Raw genomic sequence first — 21,976 nt, forward strand, 5'->3', positions numbered from 1 at the left:
GGAATAGTTTTGCCTCAACCTTTTGTTATGGATGTTAAAAAAATGAGACACTTCTTGGAGGGGAAATAAGCATGGATAAAAAACAATATTTAGAAGAGATTGATAGAGTAATAAAAGAAGGAAAATTCAAAGATGACTGGGATTCACTTTCACAATTTAAGATACCTGATTGGTACAGAAGTGCAAAATTCGGTATCTTTATTCATTGGGGAGTATATTCAGTTCCAGCTTTTGGAAGTGAATGGTATTCTAGAAATATGTACATACAGGAATCAAAGGAATATAAATATCATATTCAAACGTACGGAAATCATAAAGAATTTGGTTATAAAGATTTTATTCCAATGTTCAAGGCGGAGAAATTTAATGCGGATGAGTGGGCTCAACTCTTTGAGGCTGCAGGAGCAAAATATGTAATGCCAGTCGCGGAACATCATGATGGTTTTCAAATGTATAGAAGTCAGCTGTCTAAATTCAATGCATATGAAATGGGTCCAAAGCGTGATGTTTTAGGTGAATTGGGAGATGCTTTTAAAAAACGCGGGCTTGAACTTTGTGCGTCTTCCCATCGTGTAGAACATTGGTTTTTTATGGGCCATGGGAAGGAATTTGACAGTGATATTAAAGAACCGCTAGTTTGTGGAGATTTCTACTGGCCAGCTATGGCCGAACCAGATCATCAAGATTTATTTAGCCCGGATCCATCACAGGAGTTTTTAGAGGATTGGCTGTTGCGTACTTGTGAAATTGTCGATCGTTACCGCCCGAAAGTAGTTTATTTTGACTGGTGGATTCATCATAGTGCAGTCAAACCTTATTTGAAAAAGTTTGCAGCATATTATTATAATCGTGCAGAGGAATTGGGCATAGACGTAGCTATCAACTATAAACATGATGCGTTTATGTTTGGTACTGCCGTGGTTGATATCGAACGGGGCCAGTTTGCAGATCAAAAGCCATACTTTTGGCAGACAGATACTGCTGTTGCGAAAAATTCTTGGTGTTATACAGAAAATAACAATTATAAAACCGCAAAGGAAATTATTTGTGACCTTGTTGATATCGTTAGTAAAAATGGTAATCTATTGTTAAATGTTGGACCGAAGTCTGATGGAACGATTCCTAAAGAGGATAAGGAAATTCTATTGGAAATCGGTGAATGGTTAAAGGTTAATGGAGAAGCTATTTATAATAGTAAGGTTTGGCGAATAGCAGGAGAAGGACCAACAACGATTGAGGAAGGTCAGTTTACTGATGGCAAAACAAAAGTATTTACTTTCAAAGATATTCGCTTTACCGTTAATGGCTCATATATATACGCCACTGTTTTAAGCTATCCGAAAAATGGACGAATAGAAATTAAATCTCTTGCGGAAAAGAATGCTTCCAAGCTCCCTCATTTTCATGGAATCATTAAAGATGTCTCTGTATTAGGCTTTGAAGAACAGGTAGATTGGGAACGAACAGAGGAAGCCCTAATCATTAATACAAATAATGTACAAAGTGAAAAACCGGTTGTTTTTAGAATTTTAGTTGATTAACCTGTAGGGAAAGAAAGCTTAATTATGAAAATTATCTACGCCATCTTTCTGTGTGTTTTTGTAGAAAGGTGGCGTTGTTTCCTTAATATAGAGGAAGGAATATTAAAAAACTACCTTCATTGAGGTAGTTTCTACTTAATTATGGTTGATAAAGCGAAGAGGCTCGCAAATGTATTTCAGCAGGAAGGACAATTTTTCTTACTTTTTCAGGCGCAGTTCCTTCAATTCGTTCAATCAATAACTGTATGCCGATATACCCAAAATTGTAAGCTGGTTGTTCGGCAACGGTTAATACAGGTTCCTCTTCTGTATAATTCGGTATTCCATCATAGGACACGACGGCCATTTCTTCCGGGACTTTTATATTATGTTTGTGAAGAGTTTTCATCGTATTCATTCCAATAAAATTATTTGTTGCAAATATAGCTGTTGGACGTTCATCCTCTGGTAGATTTAGAAGCTCTTGAATTGAATTTGTTACATCACTGTCCCGGAAATGGCTTTCCTTCATTAAATGATCCTCAACTGATATTCCATGTATCTTTAATGTGTCAAGATAGGCTTGATGTCTTTCTCGGGCAGTCGACACAACTAAAGGACCATTTATAATCGCAATTTTTTGATGCCCTTGTTTGATTAAATGCTCAATTAACCTGCGAGTGGTTGTTTCATTGTCGCTAAGAACTTGATCACATTCTAAATTTGGAATGCTGCGATCTATTAATACAAAAGGAATACCATGTTTGGTTAGTTTCTTCATATTTTTTTTAGAATGATCATTTGCTGGCGCAATTAAAACACCATCAGAACCGGTTGAAATAAGCATATCCATATACTTGGATTCTTTTTCAAAATCCTCATCACTATTACATAGAAGAAGCTGATAACCCATTTGCATGGCCTTATCTTCAGCACCGCGAGCCACGCTTGTAAAAAAGGGGTTGGCTATATCTGTAATCATTAGGGATAAAATTTTTGTTTTCTTGGTTATTAAATTTCTAGCAGAATTATTGGGAATATAATTTAATTCTTTTATAACTGCTTCTACCTTTTTTCGTGTTTCTTCACTAATCTTTTCTGATTTATTAATAACCCTTGAGACAGTCATTGCTGACACATTGGCTTTCTTGGCAATATCATAAATGGTAACCATATTGACCTCCTATTCTGAAAAAATTTTCTAAACTTAATTTTAGTTGATTACAATAAATATATCAAGAAGTTTGTGTTATCGATAACAATATGGTTTTGAAGGAAGTTACCATCTGTTAATTGAAAAAGGAGGACGATGAACATGTTGGATAAAAAAGCAACAGATCAAGTAAAAAAGTATTAAGAAATAGTTTAGAGAACAATGAAATTGCAGGCAGAAATTTAATGGTCATGGGAATGACGAATTAACCCTTTACACTGGCAACCATTATTGTAGTAGTTTTTTATCTTAAAAGGACCTGCCAATGTAATTGAAACAGGAAAATTTTTTATATTTGAAATTTTTTGTCTTAAATCTTATTGACTGTAACTATCCTAGGTGTTAACTTAATGTTATCGATAACAAATATATTAACTGATTATTATTACTAGAAAGTAAATGGAAAATGACCAAAGGAGGAATTATAGTGTCCGATAGAATAATATGGTTTAATCAAGCGGCAAAAGATTGGAATGAGGCTTTACCCATCGGTAACGGTCGTCTTGGTGCAATGGTTTATGGAAAAACAGCTATTGAACAAATCCAATTGAACGAAGAAACAGTTTGGTATGGCGGCCCTAGGGACCGGAACAATCCCGATGCACTAGAAAATATGGCCAAGATAAGAGAATTGCTGCAAAACGGAAGACCAGCGGAAGCAGAAAAATTGGCCAGTATGGCACTTTCGGGTATGCCCGAGACGCAAAGGCACTATATGGGACTGGGTGATCTTTTTTTAGATTTTGATCACAAAGAAGTAAGCGATTACAGGCGTGAACTTGATTTAGAAAAAGGAATAGTTTCGGTTGGATACAATTGTCAAGGAATAATGTTTCAGAGAGAAATCTTTTCAAGCTATCCTTCCAACCTACTGATCATTCGCCTTTCAGCAAGTCAGTCAGCCTCCATATCTTTTTCAGCCAGATTAACGAGGGATGGAAGCCGGCTTATGGAAGAGGTTCGAGCGAAAAAACACAATAGCCTTGTAATGAGGGGCAACTGTGGCGGCAAAGATGGATCTGATTTTCGAGTAGTTCTATCTGCGAGCACAAAGGGTGGAAATGTAAAAACGATTGGTGAACATTTACTTATCAATGATGCTGACGAGGTCACATTATTTTTAGCTGCTAATACGAGTTTTCATCACACTGATCCGGAGCTTGCTTGTTTTCGTACAATTGAAAATGTAATACATATGGATTATCACCTATTAAAAAGTCTTCATATTAGGGACTATTCGGAACTTTATAACAGGGTAAGCTTGAAACTATTTGATCAAACTAGCGAACAATATGAACTGTTACCAACTGATCAACGATTAAAACGACTCAAAGAAGGAAACGTGGATAATGGCCTTATCGCGCTTTATTTCCAGTTTGGAAGGTATTTGCTTATTTCAAGCAGTCGACCTGGATCATTACCTGCCAATTTACAAGGTATATGGAATCATAGTATGCGGCCGCCTTGGGACAGCAAATTTACAATTAATATAAATACGGAGATGAATTATTGGCCGGCAGAAACTTGTAATTTGTCTGAATGCCACGAGCCATTATTCGATTTAATTGAAAGAATGAGAGAGCCAGGGCGCCGAACAGCAAAAATGATGTACGGCTGCAGTGGTTTTGTTGCACACCATAACACTGATATATGGGCAGATACAGCTCCACAGGATATTTATCCACCAGCTTCTTATTGGCCGATGGGAGCGGCTTGGCTTTGCTTGCATTTATGGGAACACTATCAATTTAGTGGTGATGCAAATTTCCTGAAGAAAAGCTATGAAACCATTAAAGAATCCGTACAATTTTTCCTGGACTTTTTAATAGAAACAAAAGAAGGATATCTTGTTACCTGTCCATCTTCTTCTCCAGAAAATACTTACATTCTGCCAAATGGCGAATCAGGGACGTTATGCATGGGGCCTTCGATGGATAATCAGATTCTTTATGCACTATTTAATTGTTGTATTCAAGCGGGCGAGATTCTTTCGATAGACGACGAATTTAGGATGCAATTATCGAAAGTTTTACAGCGCCTCCCTCAACCAAAGATTGGAAAATATGGACAAATACAAGAGTGGATAGAAGACTACGAGGAGAAGGAGCCTGGGCATCGGCATATATCTCATCTTTTCGCCTTACATCCAGGAAATCAAATCACCGTTCATCAAACGCCAGAACTGGCTTCTGCGGCAAGAAGAACCATCGAAAGACGCTTAGAACACGGGGGAGGCCATACAGGTTGGAGCCGTGCTTGGTTAATCAATTTATGGGCTAGATTAGAAGATGGAGAACAGGCCTACTCAAATCTTTTAGCTTTACTTCGGCAATCGACCCTTCCCAATTTATTCGATGATCACCCTCCTTTTCAAATCGATGGTAATTTTGGAGGTACGGCAGCCATTGCAGAGATGCTTTTACATAGTCATGATGGTGCCATTCATTTGCTTCCTGCTTTGCCTAAAGCATGGAAGGATGGGGAGGTTTGCGGATTAAGGGCAAGAGGTGGATTCGAGGTAGATATTCAATGGAAGGATTATAGTTTGGTAAAAGCAAAAATTAAATCATTGAATGGTACGCCATGTCATTTACACTTAGATCACCCTATCAAACTAACATGTTCATCTAAAGACCTTATCCAATATACAACTTTGAATGATGACATTATTCATTTTGATACGGAAAAGAATGAAGTATATACATTAGTAGTTCAGCCTTTTACGGATGGTGAAACAGTCCATAACCATCATTTTAATAGAAAAAAGAATCGAGTGTGATTACGATGCTAAAAGGAATTCCGCCAATTATTTCTCCTGATTTAATGAAGGCATTAATGGAAATGGGCCATGGAGACGAGATCGTTTTGGCAGATGGCCATTTTCCTGCTGCCAGCCATGCCAGTCAGCTTATTCGCTGTGATGGCCATGGCATACCAGAACTATTAGATGCAATCCTAAAGTTTTTACCTTTAGATTCCTATACGGATCATCCGATTGCGTTAATGGCTGTTGTACCTGGAGATCCGGTTCAGCCAACTATTTGGGAAGAATACAAAGGGATCGTTGAAGATCAATGTGAACAGTCCATTCCTTTTGAATTTATGGATCGCTTTGCATTTTATGAACGGACAAAAAAGTCATTTGCAGTAGTCGCCACAAGTGAAAAAGCCCAATATGCAAATATTATTTTAAAAAAAGGGGTTACTTTATAGTTTACTAGTCAAAAGTTCATCTTTATTCAAATTATAAAGTTATTTCTTCAAACATACTTTTTCATTGATCAAAAACCAATAGGAGAGAATCAAATATGAAGCTGCGATATAGCCGGCCAGCTAATTCGTGGAACGAAGCACTTCCGATCGGTAATGGACGTCTCGGTGCCATGATTTTTGGCGGAATAGAGAAGGAGCATTTGCAATTAAATGAGGATACCTTATGGTCAGGTTCTCCCAAAGATTTTAATAATCCTAAGGCAAAAGAACAGCTTCCCGAGGTCCGGAGACTTATATTTGATGGGAAGTATCTAGAAGCAGATCAATTATGCAGGGAAATGATGGGGCCTTACACGCAATCCTATCTGCCGCTTGGCGATTTGTACTTGCAATTTTATCATGGGGAAACGGTTCATTCATATGAGAGGAGTCTAAATTTAAAAACAGGCACCTTCCATGTGGAATATAAGATTGGTGATGTGCACTATTCACGGGAAATGTTCGCCTCTTTTCCGGATCAAGTGATCGCCATTCGGCTTAGCACCAGTAAACAAGGCTTCTTAAATTTTTCAGTAAATCTGGGAAGTTCTTTAAAGTTTAGGACGGCTCCAGATCAAGATCAGTTTGTCCTTAGCGGCATCAGCCCGGAACAAGTCGATCCAAATTATTATCATACGGACAATCCTATCGTCTACGGGGACCCGGAGACGACGGATGCCATGAAATTTGAGGGACGTGTAGGCGTAAAGGCAGAGGATGGATCTGTTCATATAGATCATGATGGCCTTCACGTTACTGCAGCGACAACAGTAACATTGTATTTTAGTGCAGCAACCAGTTTTAACGGCTATGATAAATCCCCAGGGAATGAGGGGAAGAATCATTCTTTAGCTATAAAGGCATGTCTAGAGACAGCGATGTCGAAATCTTTTGAAGAACTAAAACGCTCCCATTTAGAGGACTATAAGTCATTATTTGGTCGTGTGGAACTGGACCTGGGACCTGCCGTTGCCCCGGAAAACTTGCCAACAGATCAATGGATTTCGCAATATGGTGCTAATGATCCAAAGCTGGTGGAATTACTGTTTCATTATGGACGTTATTTAATGATTGCCAGCTCAAGGCCAGGTTCACAGCCGGCTAATCTTCAAGGGATTTGGAATCGCGAGGTTCGCCCGCCTTGGAGCAGCAACTATACATTAAATATAAATGCTCAAATGAATTATTGGCCTGTTGAAACCTGTAATCTTTCCGAATGCCATGGGCCTCTTTTAGACTTTATTCAGGAATTAGCTCAAAACGGAAAGGAAACGGCTTCAGTGAATTATGGGTGCCGAGGATGGACAGCACATCATAATGCAGATATATGGCGTCAATCCGCTCCAGTTGGTGATTATGGATATGGCGATCCCGTTTGGGCTTTTTGGCCCTTAGGAGGAGTTTGGTTATCACAGCATCTATGGGAACATTTTACCTTCGGGAAAAATGAATCATATCTAAGGCAAACAGCCTATCCAATTATGAAAGAAGCAGCTCTTTTCTGCCTGGATTGGCTGGTAGATGACGGGAATGGAAATTTGGTAACAGCGCCCTCCACTTCGCCGGAACACAAATTCGTGACACCAGAGGGGTGCTTGGCCGCAGTCAGTTTGGCAACCACAATGGACATGTCTTTAATTTGGGATTTGTTCACCAATTGTATTGAGGCGTCTGAAGTTTTAAAAATGGATGAAGATTTCCGCGAACAATTAACAGCGGCACGTGAAAAATTATTTCCAATGCAAATCGGCCGATATGGACAGCTTCAAGAATGGGCACATGATTGGGAAGATGAAGATAGGAACCATCGGCATGTTTCGCAGCTTTTTGGAATTTATCCTGGACGACAACTTACCGATTCGGATGGAAGTGAACTGTTCAATGCTGCCCGAAGATCTCTTGAAAGAAGAGGAGATGATGGTACAGGATGGAGTCTGGCCTGGAAAGTTTGTTTATGGGCACGATTTAAAAATGGTGATCGAGCTCATAAGTTAATTTCTAATCTTCTTCAGCTCGTGAAAGAGGAGGATACCAACTATCATAAGGGCGGCGTTTATTCCAATCTTTTTGATGCGCATCCTCCATTTCAAATTGATGGGAATTTCGGATTTACGGCCGGATTAGCCGAAATGCTGGTTCAGTCACATACCAATATCATCCAACTACTGCCTGCGCTTCCTTCTGTCTGGTCAAATGGATATGTTAAGGGGTTACGCGCCCGCGGAGGATTTGAAATTAATCTTAAGTGGGAAAATAATGGATTGGATTGTGCCGAAATTTACTCTCATTTTGGTGGACCCTGTTATTTAATGATAGAGCCTTCCATTGAAGTGAGTGTAGATGGACAAATCATAGCTGTTGAAAAAACGACTAATGACAGAATTTTATTTGATACACAGGCCGGTAAAAATTATTCTATAAAGAAAATTCACTAGAATAAAAGAATTAGGGCACTCAGGAAACTGTTTAATTAGGAGGTTGCCTAAATAATGGCAAATCAATTGAAATCGAAAGAAGAAAAACGTACATCCTGGTTCATGGATGCCAGGTTTGGAATGTTTATCCACTGGGGGTTATATGCTATTCCAGCTCGCGGCGAATGGGTAAGAAGTGTGGAACGGATTCATAAGGATGAGTATCAAAAGTTTTTCGATGAATTTAATCCAGTTCACTATGAACCACGTGAATGGGCAAAAGCAGCGAAAGAAGCTGGAATGAAATATGCTGTCTTAACTGCAAAGCATCACGATGGATTCTGTCTATTCGATAGTCAACTTACTGACTATAAATCTACACAAACAAAAGCAGGCCGCGATTTGGTTCGAGAATTTCTTGATGCCTTTCGGGCAGAAGGACTAAAAGTAGGATTATATTATTCTTTATTGGATTGGTATCATGATGATTACCCCGCCTATGGGGATGCCCACCACCCAATGAGAGATAATGAGAAGTATAAAGGAAGATACCACCATTTTAATAACTACTTGGAGTATATGCATGGCCAAGTGAGAGAGCTGCTCACCAATTACGGTAAAATTGATATTTTGTGGTTCGATTTTTCCTACGGTAATATGTCCGGTGAAACATGGAAAGCGACACAATTAATAGAAATGGTACGCTCATTGCAGCCTCATATTATTATAGATAACAGATTGGACGCAAACGGAGAGCAAGGCGGAAGTATCAAGTCGGGCCATCAGAAGCCCTATTCAGGAGATTTTGCTTCGCCTGAACAAATCATTCCTCCTGAAGGAATTGTCGATACTTTAGGTAACCCAATTCCATGGGAAGCATGTATTACTTTAAATAATAACTGGGGCTATTGCTCCAGAGATAAGACGTATAAATCGCCAAAGGTGGTTATTCGCAAGCTTGTGGAGTGTGTCAGCAAAAATGGGAATCTACTTCTCAACGTGGGACCCAATGCAAAAGGTGAAATTCCAAAAGAGTCTCTTGAGATTCTCTCTGAGGTTGGGGAATGGATGAAACAGAACAGTGAAAGCATCTACGCATGCGGAAAGTCTTTGTATCCGAAACCAGAATGGGGTAGGTATACGCAAAATGGCAATCTACTTTATGCACATATTTTTGAAGAAAGTGTTGGTCCTATCAATTTAAAAGGATTAGCTGGAAAAGTGAAAAAAGCAAGCCTTCTTTTAGATGGTTCAGAGCTTGCTATCACTAGGCCATGGAACGTTTCAGAGTTTCCGGATGACGCCTTTACCAACTTTTCCGAGCCCGCACATTTTTCCTTCCCGCTTCCTGATGAAATTGACACAGTCATAGAAATAGAGTTACTGGAAGAATAAAGTTACTTTGGAGGATTTTCGTTTTACAACAAGCACGGATCAGAAAACATACTATCAGCTAATATAGGGGGTAATTATGGCAGATAAAACGTTTGTTTCAAATTTGGAAGGGATTGTCATGCATCCTAAAGATAATGTAGTTACCGTCCTAAGAGATATAAAAAAGGGAGAACAAATTTGCTTTATGGTACAGACAGAAATATACCAAATTAAGAGTATACAAGATTTAACCTTTGGTCATAAAATGGCTTTTAAAACCATTCAAATTGGTGAAATCGTTTACAAGTATGGCGAGTCTATTGGAAGGGCCACTGAACATATTTCGATTGGTGAGCATGTTCACGTCCACAATATGGAGGGCATTCGAGGAAGGGGAGATCAACAAAATGGAAAGGAGAAGGTTAAATGGTCATGATAAGGGGTTATCGCCGTCCTGACGGTAAAGTAGGGATAAGAAATCATTTGCTTTTAATCCCTACAGTTATTTGTGCAAGTCAAGTGGTAAGCCGAATTGAGCAGCAAGTCCCTGATAGTGTAGCCATACCACACCAACATGGATGCAGTCAGGTGGGACAAGATAAAGAACAAACCCATAAAGTATTAGTGGGAATGGGCAAAAGTCCAAATGTTGGAGCAGTTTTGATTGTAAGTTTGGGGTGTGAAGTAATGGACCCTGTCCGCATAAAAAAGGAAATTGAAGAAACAGGCAAACCTGTTGAGTGGATAGACATTCAAGATGTAGGCGGGTCAATTAAAGCCATTGAAAAGGGAACTGAAATTGCACGCTCACTGGCGGCATTGCTTCAAAAAATGGAAGATGAGCCTGTTCCGTTATCTGAACTTGTTGTAGGAGTGAAATGCGGCGGATCGGATACAACATCAGGTCTTTGCAGTAACCCAGCACTAGGTAAAAGTGCAGATCAAATTATACAACATGGTGGAACCATCGTGATGGGAGAGACTACTGAAATTATTGGGGCCGAGCACCTCCTGGCAGAAAAAGCAGCAACAGTAGAAGTAAAAGAAAAACTCTACTATATTATCGATCGGTTTGAAAAAGAAATAAATCGTATAGGAGAAGATATGCGGGGAGGAAATCCGAGTCCAGGAAATATAGCCGGGGGACTATCCAGTATTGAGGAAAAATCATTGGGCTGTATCAGCAAGGCTGGAACCTCACCATTACTTGATGTTTTCGAATATGCTGAGCAATTGCCTGGGAAAAATGGCTTTTTCTTTATGGATTCTCCTGGAAATGATATAGAGCTCGTTTCCGGTATGGCTGCATCAGGAGTACAGCTTGTATGTTTTACCACTGGCCGGGGAACACCAACGGGAAATCCGATTGTGCCAGTCATTAAAATTTGTGGAAATAAAACTATGGCTAAGCGAATGGCCGATAATATCGATATTGATGTAAGTTCTGTGCTCGAGGGCACTAAATCATTGGAAGAGGCAGGAAACGAAATATTTACGGAAATCATTGAAGTGGCCTCAGGTAAATTAACAAAAGCAGAAATATTAGGGCATCGTGAATTTAGTATTAACCGAATTGGTATCAGTCTCTAAGATAAAGGGGGATAGGGTATGGCACGCTTAAATGGTCAAGTAGCTCTTGTGACAGGTGGGAGCAGAGGGATTGGTGCAGCGATTGTAGCACGTCTTGCAGAAGAAGGAGCAGATGTGGCAATTAACTATGCATCTGCAAACTCAAAAGAAAAAGCATTAGAAATGAAAAGACAGGTAGAGGAAATGGGCCGGCGGGCCATGATTTTCCAAGCGGATGTTTGCCAAAAGAAACAAGTAGATGAAATGATCGATTCGGTGACAGAGGAATTAGGCGAGATTGATATTTTGGTTAATAACGCTGGAATTGCTCCATTTGAGCCATTTTTAAAGCTAACAGAGGAAACCTGGGATCGAACCTATAATACTAACGTAAAATCAATATTCCTCACATCACAGAAGGTTGCCACAAAAATGATTGAAAGAAGATATGGGAAAATTATCAATATCACTTCAACCGCTAGTCTGGTTGTAACAAGTCCAGTTATTCCGCATTATATTTCATCAAAGGCAGCTGCACACCAGTTAACCAAAGCCTTGGCCATTGAATTGGGTAAATATAGCATCAATGTGAACTCAGTTGGACCAAGTACAGTGGATACGGATATGTGCACAGAATATTTGGCAGATCCTGCAATCTATGAAAAAGAAGTCGAAGCCAATCCGATGAAAAGGTTAGGTACCGCCCGGCAGATAGGAGATGCAGTTGTATTTTTAGCATCGAAAGAAGCCGTTCAAATTAATGGTCATTTATTAATGGTAGATGGTGGGCTAACGGTAAAAGCCGCACAACCAGAAGACCATATGGAACATTAATCTATTCCTTTAAAAAAGAGGTGTACCCATGAGATTAAAAGATAAAGTTTGTTTAATTACAGGAGCTGGTTCAGGTATAGGAAAAGAAACTGCCCTGCTTTTTGCCAAAGAAGGAGCCAGTGTAGTTGTCAATGATTTTAACGCAAATTCAGGGGAAGAAACAGTTAGAAAAATCAGAGAAAATAATGGAGAGGCAATTTTTATTCAAGCAGATGTGACCAACCCGGATGAAATCCAAGTAATGGTCGATAAGATTATAGATGATTATGGCCGTATTGATGTATTGTTTAATAATGCTGGAATCAGTGGAGTCGGGAAACTGCATGATATCGATTTGGAAACATGGAATAGAGTGATGAGCGTAAATATCAACGGTGTTTTTTTAGTTACAAAATATGTAGTGCCACACATGATGAAACAACATTCAGGGTCAATCATTAATATGTCTTCGTGCATTGCGGAAATCGGACTGGCAAACAGGGCTTCCTATGCGACGACAAAAGGTGCGATATTAGCATTAACGAAATCAATTCAAGTAGATTACGCAAAGTATAATATTCGAGTGAACGCATTAATGCCTGGGACCATCTTCACACCATTTGTGGAGGATTATCTATCGAAAGATCCAAACCCTGAAGCAGCCATTCAATCTATTAAGAGCAGGCAATTGGGTGGAGATCTGGGTAAACCCATTGATGTCGCCTTTGCTGCATTATACCTGGCTTCAGATGAGTCAAAGTTTATGATGGGAACTCCATTTATAATTGATGGTGGAGTCGTTAATGGAAAACTTGGATAATGTCTAAAACTTGAAAATCATTTCACTAGATATTTATTTAATGAAAGGTTGGAAATCTATGAAACTTGTTACATTTAAAGAAGATAATGAGTATAAGTTGGGTGTGAAAACAGTTGAAGGAATTATCGATATTGAAGCAGCAGCCCTAGCTTCCAACTTCGATAAGGAAGTTCCTGCTTCTGTCATGGACGTGATTCGGGGTGGGACTAAATCCATTGAGAATCTGCGGAATTTTATAGATGAAGTGAAAGATCTGTCTTCCTATCTTGTAAATGAAAATGAGATTTTATGGGGACCTTGCGTGACAGAGCCAAATAAGATTATTTGTGTTGGGCTCAACTATCGAAAACATGCGGATGAAACAAACGCTCCTTATCCGGAGGTTCCGATTCTATTTAACAAATTTAATAATACATTAACAGGTCATCAATGTGATATTGCCGTGCCAAGAGTCACAGATAAACTAGATTACGAAGTTGAATTAGGTGTTGTCATTGGGCAAAAGGCCAAATACATAACAAAGGAAACAGCCTTAGATTATGTTTTCGGCTATTGTACAGTTAATGATCTATCAGCCCGCGATTTGCAGCTTCGTACCCCTCAATGGCTGCTTGGAAAGACATGTGATGACTTCAGTCCAATAGGACCTTACCTCGTTTCAGCTGATGAAATTGATGACCCGCAAAATCTACAATTAAAAACAATTGTTAATGGAGAGCTAAGGCAAAATTCAAATACATCAGATATGATTTTTACGGTAGCCGAAATTGTTAGTTATATTTCTCAGCATATGACCTTAGAACCTGGAGATCTAATATTAACAGGTACCCCTGAAGGAGTCGTTTTAGGATATCCTGAGGGAAATCAAATCTATTTGAAGCCTGGGGACATTGTCACCGTTGAAATTGAGAAGCTGGGTACACTTACAAATCGGTTTGTTGAAGAGGCTGATGCTGGACGGACAGCTTTTTAAATGTATAAAATAATTTAAAACCGTCAGGACAGAATTTTCACCTGCACCTCAATTGTTAGATTGTACTAATGGTTGGAGGTGCAGTTTTTTTACGGTGAAAGATTCTCGATAAGTAAAAGTACAATCAGTAAATGACTTTTTGGTAAATTGAAAACAAAATAAAAACCCCTGTCAAAGGATATAGATACTACTAGGACAGAGGTTAATTATGTAATTATTAGATTAACTACGAACAGGTGAGAGCTTTATTTTTCTACTTACATATAATCATAAACAGAATCTTCAAAATAGAGCCAGTGATAATATTCAATCTGTGAATCTGTCATAACGGCAATTTCTTTCTCATTGAATTTTTGTTTTTCTAATAGTTGCTTTACTTTGAAATTTCTTTCCATTTGGCTCATCTTAATTCCTCCTATATATGAGAAGTAGCCCATTGGCTATATTTAGAAAACGTTTTCTTTTTCTTGTCTTCATTATATATCTAAGAATTAGATTAAACCAATATGAATTTTAGATTGTTTTTTAGGGATTAATTCAGAAATGTTATTTTTACTTATAAAGTAAATAGAATAATAATTTTATAGTTTGAGTTAAAACATAATTGGGTACATTTATGTGTTTCATTCGTGCGGTTTTTTCTTTGTTTGAAATTTCTTTGGAACTATACATGGATATTTGTCAGGAAATTCGAATGTAAGGACATCTCTTTTAATAAAGTAAAAGTAAACGGCGAAAAATGGCTTCAGCTGAAAATAGGCCGGTAAGTTTCATATTACTGTAAGTAAAGGAACCATGTCTTTTAACATTAAAGGGGAGGGGTTAAATGCTGCATATTGTAGCCTGTATCAAGCAAGTACCTGATACTAAAATTATCAAGATGAATCCAAAGACAAACACGATGGACCGCAGGACGGCGCCTGCGATATTGAACCCGTATGATGCCCATGCTGTTGAGGAGGCCGTTCGTCTAAAGAATAAATATGGGGGAATGGTATCTGTTGTAACAATGGGGCCGCCTCCAGCAGTTTCCGCGATTAAAAAGTGTATTGAAATAGGCGCCGATGAGGGCTATTTAATCACCGACCGTCGGTTTGCAGGTGCAGATACTTTGGCAACGAGCTATGCCGTGTCAAAGGCAATCGAAAAAATTGCTAAACATGAGCCGATAGATTTGATCATTTGCGGAAAAATGTCCATTGATGGAGATACCGGTCAAGTCGGACCTGGAATTGCTCGAAGACTTGATATACCACCGCTGACTTCTGTGAACAAAGTAGTGGAAATCAATCAAGAAGAAGGATATACCATTGTCCATCGAAAGTTAGAAGATGGATATGAAGTCGTAAAGTCCACATTGCCGTGTTTGTTCTCTGTTGAAAAAACAATCAATGAAGTGCCTTATTCTCCGCTTCCCAACATGCTAAAAGCTGCTAGATATAAGCCCCATATCTGGTCAGTTGATGATCTGGAAGAGGTAGATGTAAAACAGCTCGGTTTGAAGGGATCTCCAACAATTGTTTCTAAAGTATGGGCTCCCCAAAAACCGGCAGGGGGAACGTTCCTTGAAGGCAGCCCAATGGCACAAGTAGAACAATTGCTCTCTGTCCTGCTTGAAAAGAAAGAACTGTTTGAAACAAAGGAGGAAATTTAATTGGATTTCCGAGATTACAAAGGTGTTTGGGTATTCATTGAACAAAAGGATGAAGTCGTTGCTTCCGTATCCCTTGAACTATTGGGTGCCGGTAGAAAGTTAGCAGACAAACGGGGAGTGGAATTAGCAGGTATTCTAATCGGGGAAAATGTTAAACATTTAACGAAGACCATTTTTGAATATGGAGCAGATACAGTGTATGTATATGATCAACCCATCTTTAAACATTACCGGACCGAGACCTACATGAAGGCGCTTCTGGAATGTACGGAAAAATATAAACCAGAAATTATTCTCTTCGGGGCAACCTCAACTGGAAAAGACCTTGCAAGTGCGGTTGCCACCGATATGCCGACAGGTTTAACGGCGGATACTACAGAGCTTGATGTTGAAGAGGAAACGGGGTTACTATTGGCGAGCAGGCCAGCATTTGGCGGTAATATTATGGCAACCATATTATGTAAAAAATACCGACCTCAAATGGCGACAGTACGCTCCAAAGTTATGAAGGCGCTTACCCCTCAAACAGGGAGAACAGGCAAGATTATTGAAGAAACCATATCGCTTAAGGAAGAAGATATTCGGACAAAAGTCTTGGAGATCGTAAAGGAAACTGTAAAGAAAGTAAGAATCGACGAGGCGGATATCATTGTTGCAGGCGGGAAAGGATTAGGGAGTTTCGAGGGATTTCAGTTAATTCACCAATTGGCGGAAACTCTTGGAGGAGCGGTTGGTGCGAGCAGGGATGTGGTGGAAGCAGGTTGGATTGAACACGCTCATCAAGTAGGGCAAACCGGTGTGACAGTTACGCCAAAAATATATTTTGCGATTGGAATTTCTGGTGCGATTCAACATATAGTGGGAATGAAAAATTCTGGATTAATAATTGCCATTAATAAGGACAAAGAAGCCCCCATTTTTCAGGCATGTCATTTTGGAATTGTTGGCGATGCCTTTGAGATTGTCCCTATTCTAATTGAACAGTTTCAAATGGCTTTATCCAGAGAGAAGGTAAGCAATAACAGTAAAGGTTGATGGCAAGGAGGTAGCGCCTGAAATTTACTTTTCTATGTCAAATTCAGCATATAAATTAAATCAAAAGAATCCCAGTTAAATATAATGGGATTCTTTTTTATTACAATGACATATACCGCTAGTGCTAAAGGTTTGAAGTGCTTAAAGGTAGTTTCAATAAATTCTAATACAGGTGGTTCGACTTCGGAACTCGTACCAATCAAAAGCTGTATCAAAAAGCCTTGAATCCGCCGTTTCAAACGTATCTGATACTTTTAGGACAGGACTAATCGTAAACATCTTTTTGGCAACAATACTGTAATCTTCAAACAGATTGTCTTTTGGAATATTCGATAAGCCAGTCAGGTATTGGGATTCGTTTTGTCTGGTTACTTTCGCGGTCAATTCTTTCACGTTCTATCTTCTTCCATTCCTGTAAGGTTGAGATAAAATCATTTTCTTCAAAAGGAAATACCGCAATGTCAGAAATTACCGGAGGAAAAGGACTTTTTCTAATGTGATTTTTCAGCTTCGTCATTACCTTTTCATAGTCCATTTCGGAACAATATTGGAACCATAGCAGAACGGTCTCGTCCTTGACTAGGAAGTTGGAATAAACTAATTCGATTAGTACTAATAGATTGATTACCTCTTCTTTGGTCATTGACATTCCTCCTGTACCACAATTTTACCTTCATGAATCATTCGTCCCACTCGTTTAGAAATGGTTTCATTCTTTGTCCTTTTGAAAAGTTTACCGTTTTTCTCCGTCTCTAGTAATGTCCTTATGGCCTTTTCGCAATACCATGCATTGCTAATTTTTTTATTCGGATTCTTCCGCCGGTACTGACTGAAAATCTTCTCTAACATAGATTCTATTTGCTCGGTTTCCAATGGAGGATATTAGGAGGGAAGAACTTTTTCAAAGAATATAGATTCCCGGTAGTATTTAAAGGATAATACTGTATATAATCCCAAAATTTTGTTATACTTTTAACCATATTTGTGAGGGAAGAGGTACATGTAGTGTCAAAATCAAAAATACAATTCTGGCTCATTCAAATTTTGCTTATTTTAACAATTATTTTCGTTTCCACAAAAATCTCGTTTATGTTTAAGCCTATAGGGGTGTTTTTCTCGACAGTTTTCTTTCCTATTCTGATCACAGGATTCCTCTATTTCCTATTAAATCCTCTGGTCAATTTTCTAGAACGGAAAAAGTTTCCTAGAATGGCGGCCATACTTGTCATTTATGTGGGATTTGCAGGTCTTTTAGTTTTGGTGATAGGGAGCTTGGTTCCAACTGTGTCAAAACAGGCCACCGATCTGGCTAACAATTTGCCAGTCTTTGCCCATAAGACTACTGACTTCTTTAATAATGTGATCCACTCTTCACAATTTAAAAATTTAATGGATCAGCAGAGTGAAATTATTGACTCAGTTCAAAAGCGGTTAATGGAATATGCCAACACATTGCCAAACACACTGACGAGCGGGATTAAAGGTTTCTTTGGTGTGGTCACCAATATAGCGATTATTCTTGTTACTGTGCCATTTTTATTATTTTACATGTTAAAAGATGGCCATAAATTTCCAAAAGCTGTTTCCAATTTTATTCCGAAGGATTATAGAGATGAAGGTCTAAAAATTTTGAAAGAAACAGGGGAGACACTCTCCGCTTACATCCAGGGGCAGGTGATGGTCGCTTTGGCGGTGGGAACCTTGGCCTTTATTGGATTTTTAATCATTGATATGCCTTATGCGTTAATCATGGCACTCATTATTGCTTTCACCAACATTATCCCTTATGTTGGTCCGATTATCGGCGGTGCGCCAGCAGTGCTGGTCGCTTTCTTTGATTCACCCACCAAAGCTTTATTGGTTATAGTCGTCATACTGGTTGCACAGCAAATAGAAGGAAACTTCCTGTCACCGTTAATCTTAGGTAAAACATTGGATACTCACCCGGCCACCATTATCATCATTTTATTAGCAGCAGGCAATCTAGCAGGCGTATTAGGAATGGTTTTGGCAGTTCCGACCTATGCTGTTTCAAAAGTTATTGTCTTAAACCTAGTCCGATTTTTAAAAGCGAGAAGAGCAGCGAGTACAATAGAAGGAGCTTGAGTCAAAGACTCAGGTTCCTTTTATATTTATCCCAAATTTAGGTGGCGATATTTTTCAGGTGGAATCCCGGTCATCTTCTTGAACGTAGCCACAAAGTGACTTGTAGAACGAAACCCCACTTGCAGGGCAATTTCCCCGATGGTGACTCTATTGTTTTCTAAAAGGAGCTTCTTAGATTGCTGGATTCGCAAATTAACAAAATAGGCATAAGGTGTAATGTTAAAGTTTTTTTGAAACAGTGAATTCAAATGGCGTTTGGATATATTGATAAAGAGAGCCATTTCATCCAGGCCGATATCTGGATTGGCAAGTTGGGATTTCATCCAATCTATTAGTGAATATAACGTTATTAAGTAACTGGTTTCTTTCCAATTACTCTTATTGGTCTTACCGTACTTCTTTAAAAGCAGTAAAAACTCATAGACATAGGAAGAGGCACTTATGCTTAAGCTGTCTGTTGTCTCGTTACTTTGTTTTAACACATTCGCAATGAATGTAGAAATCGGTGCTTCTTGTTCCCAATGAAAAAAAGCAGTTTGATAGAGTCCAAGAGTAATCAAAATCTCTTTTACCATAATTCCGTCAAATGTTACGTAGAGTGTTCTCCATGCAGTCGAATTAGATTGTTCATTTTTATACGAATGGGCAATATGAGGCAAGAGGAGGACGCCGTTATTAGGCGGCAGATTTAGTTCTTGATTTTGTATCTCAAGAGTTCCTTGTCCACTAACGGTTTGAATCCAGTGGTAAAAAGGATAACCGTTTGGACGTGTGATATTTTCTTGTGCAGGATTGTAACCAATCGTTTCAGCAAAAAGTGGCAGTTTACTCTCATTTAAAGGGATGAGGAAATGTTTTTTCATCATTACGCTCCTTTCCAGGAACCGTTCTCTAACATGTTCCTTTTTCTTATATCACTTTCCATTATATTATATTTAATGCCGTTTTGTAATCGTTTACAATGGAAATATAATGATACAAAGGGAAAGGTGATTAGATGATTAATGAGAAGCTTCCTAAAATTTGGTATGGGGGAGATTATAATCCAGAGCAGTGGGAAAAACAGGACTGGGATGAAGATGTCCGTATGTTTAAACTTGCTGGAATTGATGTGGCAACAGTAAATGTATTTTCCTGGGCGTTAAACCAGCCTGATGAAGAGACCTATAATTTCTCATGGCTGGATGAGCAAATTGACCGTTTATATCAAAATGGAATTTATACCTGTCTTGCAACTAGTACAGCCGCACACCCCGCTTGGATGGCAAAAAAATATCCAGACGTATTGAGGGTAGATTACCAAGGAAGAAAGCGGAGGTTTGGCGGCAGACACAATTCCTGTCCGAACAGCCCAACCTATCGGAAGTATGCAGAACGGATAGCAGACCGGTTAGGAGAAAGATATAAAGATCATCCCGGGGTACTGATTTGGCATGTGTCCAATGAATATGGCGGCTACTGTTATTGTGAGAACTGTGCTGAGAGTTTTAGAGAATGGCTTCAGAACAAATACGGAAACTTAGATACTCTAAATAAAGTGTGGAATACTCGATTTTGGGGCCATACGTTTTATGATTGGGATGAAATTGTCCCTCCTAATGCCTTAAGTGAAGAGTGGGACGGGAATTCAACAAATTTTCAAGGGATATCCTTAGATTATCGAATTTTTCAGTCTAATAGTCTGCTAGAATGTTTTAAACTTGAGAGGGATGTTTTAAAGAAGCATAATCCTAATATTCCTGTAACAACAAATTTAATGGGTACCTATAAGGAGCTCGATTATTTTAAATGGGGAAAGGAAATGGATGTTGTTTCTTGGGATAACTATCCTGCCTATAACACACCTGTGAGCTTCACCGCAATGAGACACGATCTTATGAGAGGCTTGAAAAGCGGTCAGCCTTTTATGTTAATGGAGCAAACGCCAAGCCAGCAAAATTGGCAGCCGTATAATTCGTTGAAACGGCCGGGTGTGATGCGCTTATGGAGCTATCAGGCAGTGGCCCGTGGTGCCGATACCGTCATGTTTTTCCAATTAAGGAGATCAGTTGGAGCTTGTGAAAAATATCATGGTGCGGTTATCGAACATGTTGGCCATGAAAACACAAGAGTATTCCGTGAAACATCAGCACTTGGCAGGGAGCTGGTGAATCTTTCTGACAACTTACTCGATGCGCGTGTACAAGCTAAAGTTGCGATCGTGTTTGACTGGGAAAACCGATGGGCAACGGAATTGTCCAGTGGTCCATCAAAGGCATTGGACTATGTAAATGAAGTTCATAAATATTACGATGCTTTATTTGGGGAAAATATTTTAGTCGATATGATTGGTGTGGAGGAAGATTTAAGTAAGTATGAAATCATCTTCGCACCAGTGTTATATATGGTGAAATCAGGTTATGAGAATAAAATAAAAGAGTTTGTTCAAAATGGTGGTACATTTATAACAACGTTCTTTAGCGGAGTCGTGAATGAAAATGATATTGTAACGCTTGGCGGTTATCCAGGTGAATTGCGGGATCTTTTAGGGATTTGGGTGGAGGAAATTGATGCCCTGCCGCCTGAAGTGAAAAATCAAATTGTCGTGAAAAAAGAGGCAGGCAGCCTCACTGGCAGCTATGATTGCAGTTTGTTGTTTGATATTATCCATTCCGAGGGTGCAGAAGTACTGGCAGAATACGGTTCTGATTTTTATGCTGGTACACCGGTGATTACGAGTAACTCATTTGGAAAAGGAAAAGCGTACTATGTAGGAACATGCCCAGACAAAGCGTTTTTAACTGATTTTGTGAAAACGGTATGTGAGGAAAAGGGGATAGAACCATTACTTCAGGTTCCAAAAGGGGTGGAAGTGACGGAGAGAAGAAAGCATGGCCACTCTTATTTCTTTGTCATGAACCACAATGCATCAACAGTCGAATTCGAGATAAGTGAAGGAACAGACTTGTTAACAGGTAAGAAACTAAACGGTAAAATTTCATTAGAAGAGTATGGAGTCATGATTATAAAGCAATAGCAAGGAAAGACTATAGACAATTCTAAACTTGTACTGGAGTGTAAAAATAAGAATAACCTAGAGGTGCTGACCTCTAGGTTTTTTCTGTTTCTAATTACTAATTAATCTGCCGAATAAAAATATTCATCCTATCTATTGAACAGATTTCAGATGTCTATATAATGTTATTATTAATTATTATCGAATTATGAATTTAAAAATGAGAAAACCCTGAAAG

19 protein-coding genes are annotated in these 21,976 nt (G+C 39.0%); 14 read left to right on the forward strand and 5 right to left on the reverse strand.

Translation table 11 applies throughout. The features are described from left to right. Nucleotides 1-71 precede the first annotated feature (71 nt). On the forward strand, nucleotides 72-1,541 hold the full coding sequence (locus CVD27_RS11600) for an alpha-L-fucosidase (RefSeq protein WP_101648061.1): 1,470 nt from the start codon (nucleotides 72-74) through the stop codon (nucleotides 1,539-1,541). 139 nt (nucleotides 1,542-1,680) lie between these two features. Here the strand turns inward: CVD27_RS11600 and CVD27_RS11605 are convergent, their stop codons facing one another. Continuing rightward, on the reverse strand, nucleotides 1,681-2,694 hold the full coding sequence (locus CVD27_RS11605; RefSeq protein ID WP_101648062.1) for a LacI family DNA-binding transcriptional regulator: 1,014 nt from the start codon (nucleotides 2,692-2,694) through the stop codon (nucleotides 1,681-1,683). 445 nt (nucleotides 2,695-3,139) lie between these two features. Here CVD27_RS11605 and CVD27_RS11610 point away from each other — a divergent pair, with 445 nt between their 5' ends. From CVD27_RS11610 to CVD27_RS11650, 9 genes are all read left to right on the forward strand, one after another. Beyond that, nucleotides 3,140-5,512: a glycoside hydrolase family 95 protein gene (locus tag CVD27_RS11610; RefSeq protein ID WP_101648063.1), complete on the forward strand. Its 2,373-nt coding sequence runs from the start codon at nucleotides 3,140-3,142 to the stop codon at nucleotides 5,510-5,512. Nucleotides 5,513-5,517: 5 nt separating this feature from the next. Next, nucleotides 5,518-5,946, forward strand: coding sequence for an L-fucose mutarotase (gene fucU, locus CVD27_RS11615; RefSeq protein ID WP_101648064.1), 429 nt, complete (start codon nucleotides 5,518-5,520; stop codon nucleotides 5,944-5,946). Nucleotides 5,947-6,041: 95 nt separating this feature from the next. Beyond that, complete coding sequence (locus CVD27_RS11620; protein ID WP_101648065.1) at nucleotides 6,042-8,420, forward strand: glycoside hydrolase family 95 protein; 2,379 nt, start codon at nucleotides 6,042-6,044, stop codon at nucleotides 8,418-8,420. A gap of 54 nt (nucleotides 8,421-8,474) precedes the next feature. Beyond that, nucleotides 8,475-9,794 carry an alpha-L-fucosidase gene (locus CVD27_RS11625; protein WP_101648066.1) on the forward strand — a complete coding sequence of 440 codons (1,320 nt, stop codon included), beginning with the start codon at nucleotides 8,475-8,477 and terminating at the stop codon, nucleotides 9,792-9,794. A gap of 76 nt (nucleotides 9,795-9,870) precedes the next feature. Continuing rightward, complete coding sequence (locus tag CVD27_RS11630) at nucleotides 9,871-10,209, forward strand: UxaA family hydrolase (RefSeq protein WP_101648067.1); 339 nt, start codon at nucleotides 9,871-9,873, stop codon at nucleotides 10,207-10,209. Continuing rightward, entirely contained in the window at nucleotides 10,200-11,363 is a 1,164-nt protein-coding gene (locus tag CVD27_RS11635; RefSeq protein WP_101648068.1) for a UxaA family hydrolase, read from the forward strand. Before CVD27_RS11630 ends, CVD27_RS11635 begins: the two co-directional genes overlap by 10 nt. Before the next feature lie 18 nt (nucleotides 11,364-11,381). Beyond that, on the forward strand, nucleotides 11,382-12,176 hold the full coding sequence (locus CVD27_RS11640) for an SDR family NAD(P)-dependent oxidoreductase (protein WP_101648069.1): 795 nt from the start codon (nucleotides 11,382-11,384) through the stop codon (nucleotides 12,174-12,176). 28 nt (nucleotides 12,177-12,204) lie between these two features. Continuing rightward, nucleotides 12,205-12,975, forward strand: coding sequence for an SDR family NAD(P)-dependent oxidoreductase (locus CVD27_RS11645; RefSeq protein WP_101648070.1), 771 nt, complete (start codon nucleotides 12,205-12,207; stop codon nucleotides 12,973-12,975). 58 nt (nucleotides 12,976-13,033) lie between these two features. Then, nucleotides 13,034-13,948 carry a fumarylacetoacetate hydrolase family protein gene (locus CVD27_RS11650; RefSeq protein WP_101648093.1) on the forward strand — a complete coding sequence of 305 codons (915 nt, stop codon included), beginning with the start codon at nucleotides 13,034-13,036 and terminating at the stop codon, nucleotides 13,946-13,948. A gap of 257 nt (nucleotides 13,949-14,205) precedes the next feature. Here CVD27_RS11650 and CVD27_RS27760 read toward each other — a convergent pair whose 3' ends face one another. Continuing rightward, nucleotides 14,206-14,352 (reverse strand): BH0509 family protein, encoded by a 147-nt coding sequence (locus CVD27_RS27760; RefSeq protein WP_142384089.1) that lies wholly within the window; start codon nucleotides 14,350-14,352, stop codon nucleotides 14,206-14,208. Between the two features lie 422 nt (nucleotides 14,353-14,774). Between CVD27_RS27760 and CVD27_RS11655 the strand changes: the two genes are divergently transcribed. Together CVD27_RS11655 and CVD27_RS11660 are read left to right on the forward strand one after the other, a co-directional pair. Further along, nucleotides 14,775-15,602 (forward strand): electron transfer flavoprotein subunit beta/FixA family protein, encoded by an 828-nt coding sequence (locus CVD27_RS11655; RefSeq protein ID WP_101648071.1) that lies wholly within the window; start codon nucleotides 14,775-14,777, stop codon nucleotides 15,600-15,602. Further along, nucleotides 15,603-16,637, forward strand: coding sequence for an electron transfer flavoprotein subunit alpha/FixB family protein (locus tag CVD27_RS11660; RefSeq protein ID WP_101648072.1), 1,035 nt, complete (start codon nucleotides 15,603-15,605; stop codon nucleotides 16,635-16,637). Nucleotides 16,638-16,941: 304 nt separating this feature from the next. On the opposite strand, the gene CVD27_RS11665 is transcribed toward CVD27_RS11660, so the two are convergent. Continuing rightward, nucleotides 16,942-17,280 (reverse strand): replicative helicase loader/inhibitor, encoded by a 339-nt coding sequence (locus tag CVD27_RS11665; protein WP_180960236.1) that lies wholly within the window; start codon nucleotides 17,278-17,280, stop codon nucleotides 16,942-16,944. Further along, the gene (locus tag CVD27_RS28040; protein ID WP_180960237.1) at nucleotides 17,277-17,510 is read right to left on the reverse strand and encodes a hypothetical protein; all 234 of its coding nucleotides are present in this window, start codon (nucleotides 17,508-17,510) and stop codon (nucleotides 17,277-17,279) included. The genes CVD27_RS11665 and CVD27_RS28040 overlap by 4 nt, the downstream gene beginning before the upstream one ends. A 132-nt stretch (nucleotides 17,511-17,642) precedes the next feature. On the opposite strand from CVD27_RS28040, the gene CVD27_RS11675 reads away from it, so the two are divergent. Beyond that, the gene (locus CVD27_RS11675) at nucleotides 17,643-18,743 is read left to right on the forward strand and encodes an AI-2E family transporter (RefSeq protein WP_101648075.1); all 1,101 of its coding nucleotides are present in this window, start codon (nucleotides 17,643-17,645) and stop codon (nucleotides 18,741-18,743) included. Between the two features lie 26 nt (nucleotides 18,744-18,769). Here the strand turns inward: CVD27_RS11675 and CVD27_RS11680 are convergent, their stop codons facing one another. Next, nucleotides 18,770-19,606 carry an AraC family transcriptional regulator gene (locus CVD27_RS11680; RefSeq protein ID WP_180960238.1) on the reverse strand — a complete coding sequence of 279 codons (837 nt, stop codon included), beginning with the start codon at nucleotides 19,604-19,606 and terminating at the stop codon, nucleotides 18,770-18,772. Nucleotides 19,607-19,740: 134 nt separating this feature from the next. Between CVD27_RS11680 and CVD27_RS11685 the strand changes: the two genes are divergently transcribed. Then, nucleotides 19,741-21,759 (forward strand): beta-galactosidase, encoded by a 2,019-nt coding sequence (locus CVD27_RS11685; RefSeq protein WP_101648077.1) that lies wholly within the window; start codon nucleotides 19,741-19,743, stop codon nucleotides 21,757-21,759. The last annotated feature ends 217 nt before the right edge of the window (nucleotides 21,760-21,976 follow it).

The organism is Neobacillus cucumis (genome assembly GCF_002860255.1).
Lineage (GTDB): Bacteria > Bacillota > Bacilli > Bacillales > Cytobacillaceae > Neobacillus > Neobacillus cucumis_A.

Bases quoted from the DNA above. Each gene is read 5' to 3' on its own strand.
- CVD27_RS11655 (WP_101648071.1), top strand. From the start codon at position 14,775: ATGCTGCATATTGTAGCCTGTATCAAGCAAGTACCTGATACTAAAATT.
- CVD27_RS11635 (WP_101648068.1), top strand. From the start codon at position 10,200: ATGGTCATGATAAGGGGTTATCGCCGTCCTGACGGTAAAGTAGGGATA.
- CVD27_RS11645 (WP_101648070.1), top strand. From the start codon at position 12,205: ATGAGATTAAAAGATAAAGTTTGTTTAATTACAGGAGCTGGTTCAGGT.
- CVD27_RS11680 (WP_180960238.1), bottom strand. From the start codon at position 19,606: ATGAAAAAACATTTCCTCATCCCTTTAAATGAGAGTAAACTGCCACTT.
- CVD27_RS11630 (WP_101648067.1), top strand. From the start codon at position 9,871: ATGGCAGATAAAACGTTTGTTTCAAATTTGGAAGGGATTGTCATGCAT.
- CVD27_RS11610 (WP_101648063.1), top strand. From the start codon at position 3,140: ATGACCAAAGGAGGAATTATAGTGTCCGATAGAATAATATGGTTTAAT.
- CVD27_RS11625 (WP_101648066.1), top strand. From the start codon at position 8,475: ATGGCAAATCAATTGAAATCGAAAGAAGAAAAACGTACATCCTGGTTC.
- CVD27_RS27760 (WP_142384089.1), bottom strand. From the start codon at position 14,352: ATGAGCCAAATGGAAAGAAATTTCAAAGTAAAGCAACTATTAGAAAAA.
- CVD27_RS11650 (WP_101648093.1), top strand. From the start codon at position 13,034: ATGAAACTTGTTACATTTAAAGAAGATAATGAGTATAAGTTGGGTGTG.
- CVD27_RS11665 (WP_180960236.1), bottom strand. From the start codon at position 17,280: ATGACCAAAGAAGAGGTAATCAATCTATTAGTACTAATCGAATTAGTT.
- fucU (WP_101648064.1), top strand. From the start codon at position 5,518: ATGCTAAAAGGAATTCCGCCAATTATTTCTCCTGATTTAATGAAGGCA.
- CVD27_RS11600 (WP_101648061.1), top strand. From the start codon at position 72: ATGGATAAAAAACAATATTTAGAAGAGATTGATAGAGTAATAAAAGAA.
- CVD27_RS11640 (WP_101648069.1), top strand. From the start codon at position 11,382: ATGGCACGCTTAAATGGTCAAGTAGCTCTTGTGACAGGTGGGAGCAGA.
- CVD27_RS11685 (WP_101648077.1), top strand. From the start codon at position 19,741: ATGATTAATGAGAAGCTTCCTAAAATTTGGTATGGGGGAGATTATAAT.
- CVD27_RS11605 (WP_101648062.1), bottom strand. From the start codon at position 2,694: ATGGTTACCATTTATGATATTGCCAAGAAAGCCAATGTGTCAGCAATG.
- CVD27_RS11620 (WP_101648065.1), top strand. From the start codon at position 6,042: ATGAAGCTGCGATATAGCCGGCCAGCTAATTCGTGGAACGAAGCACTT.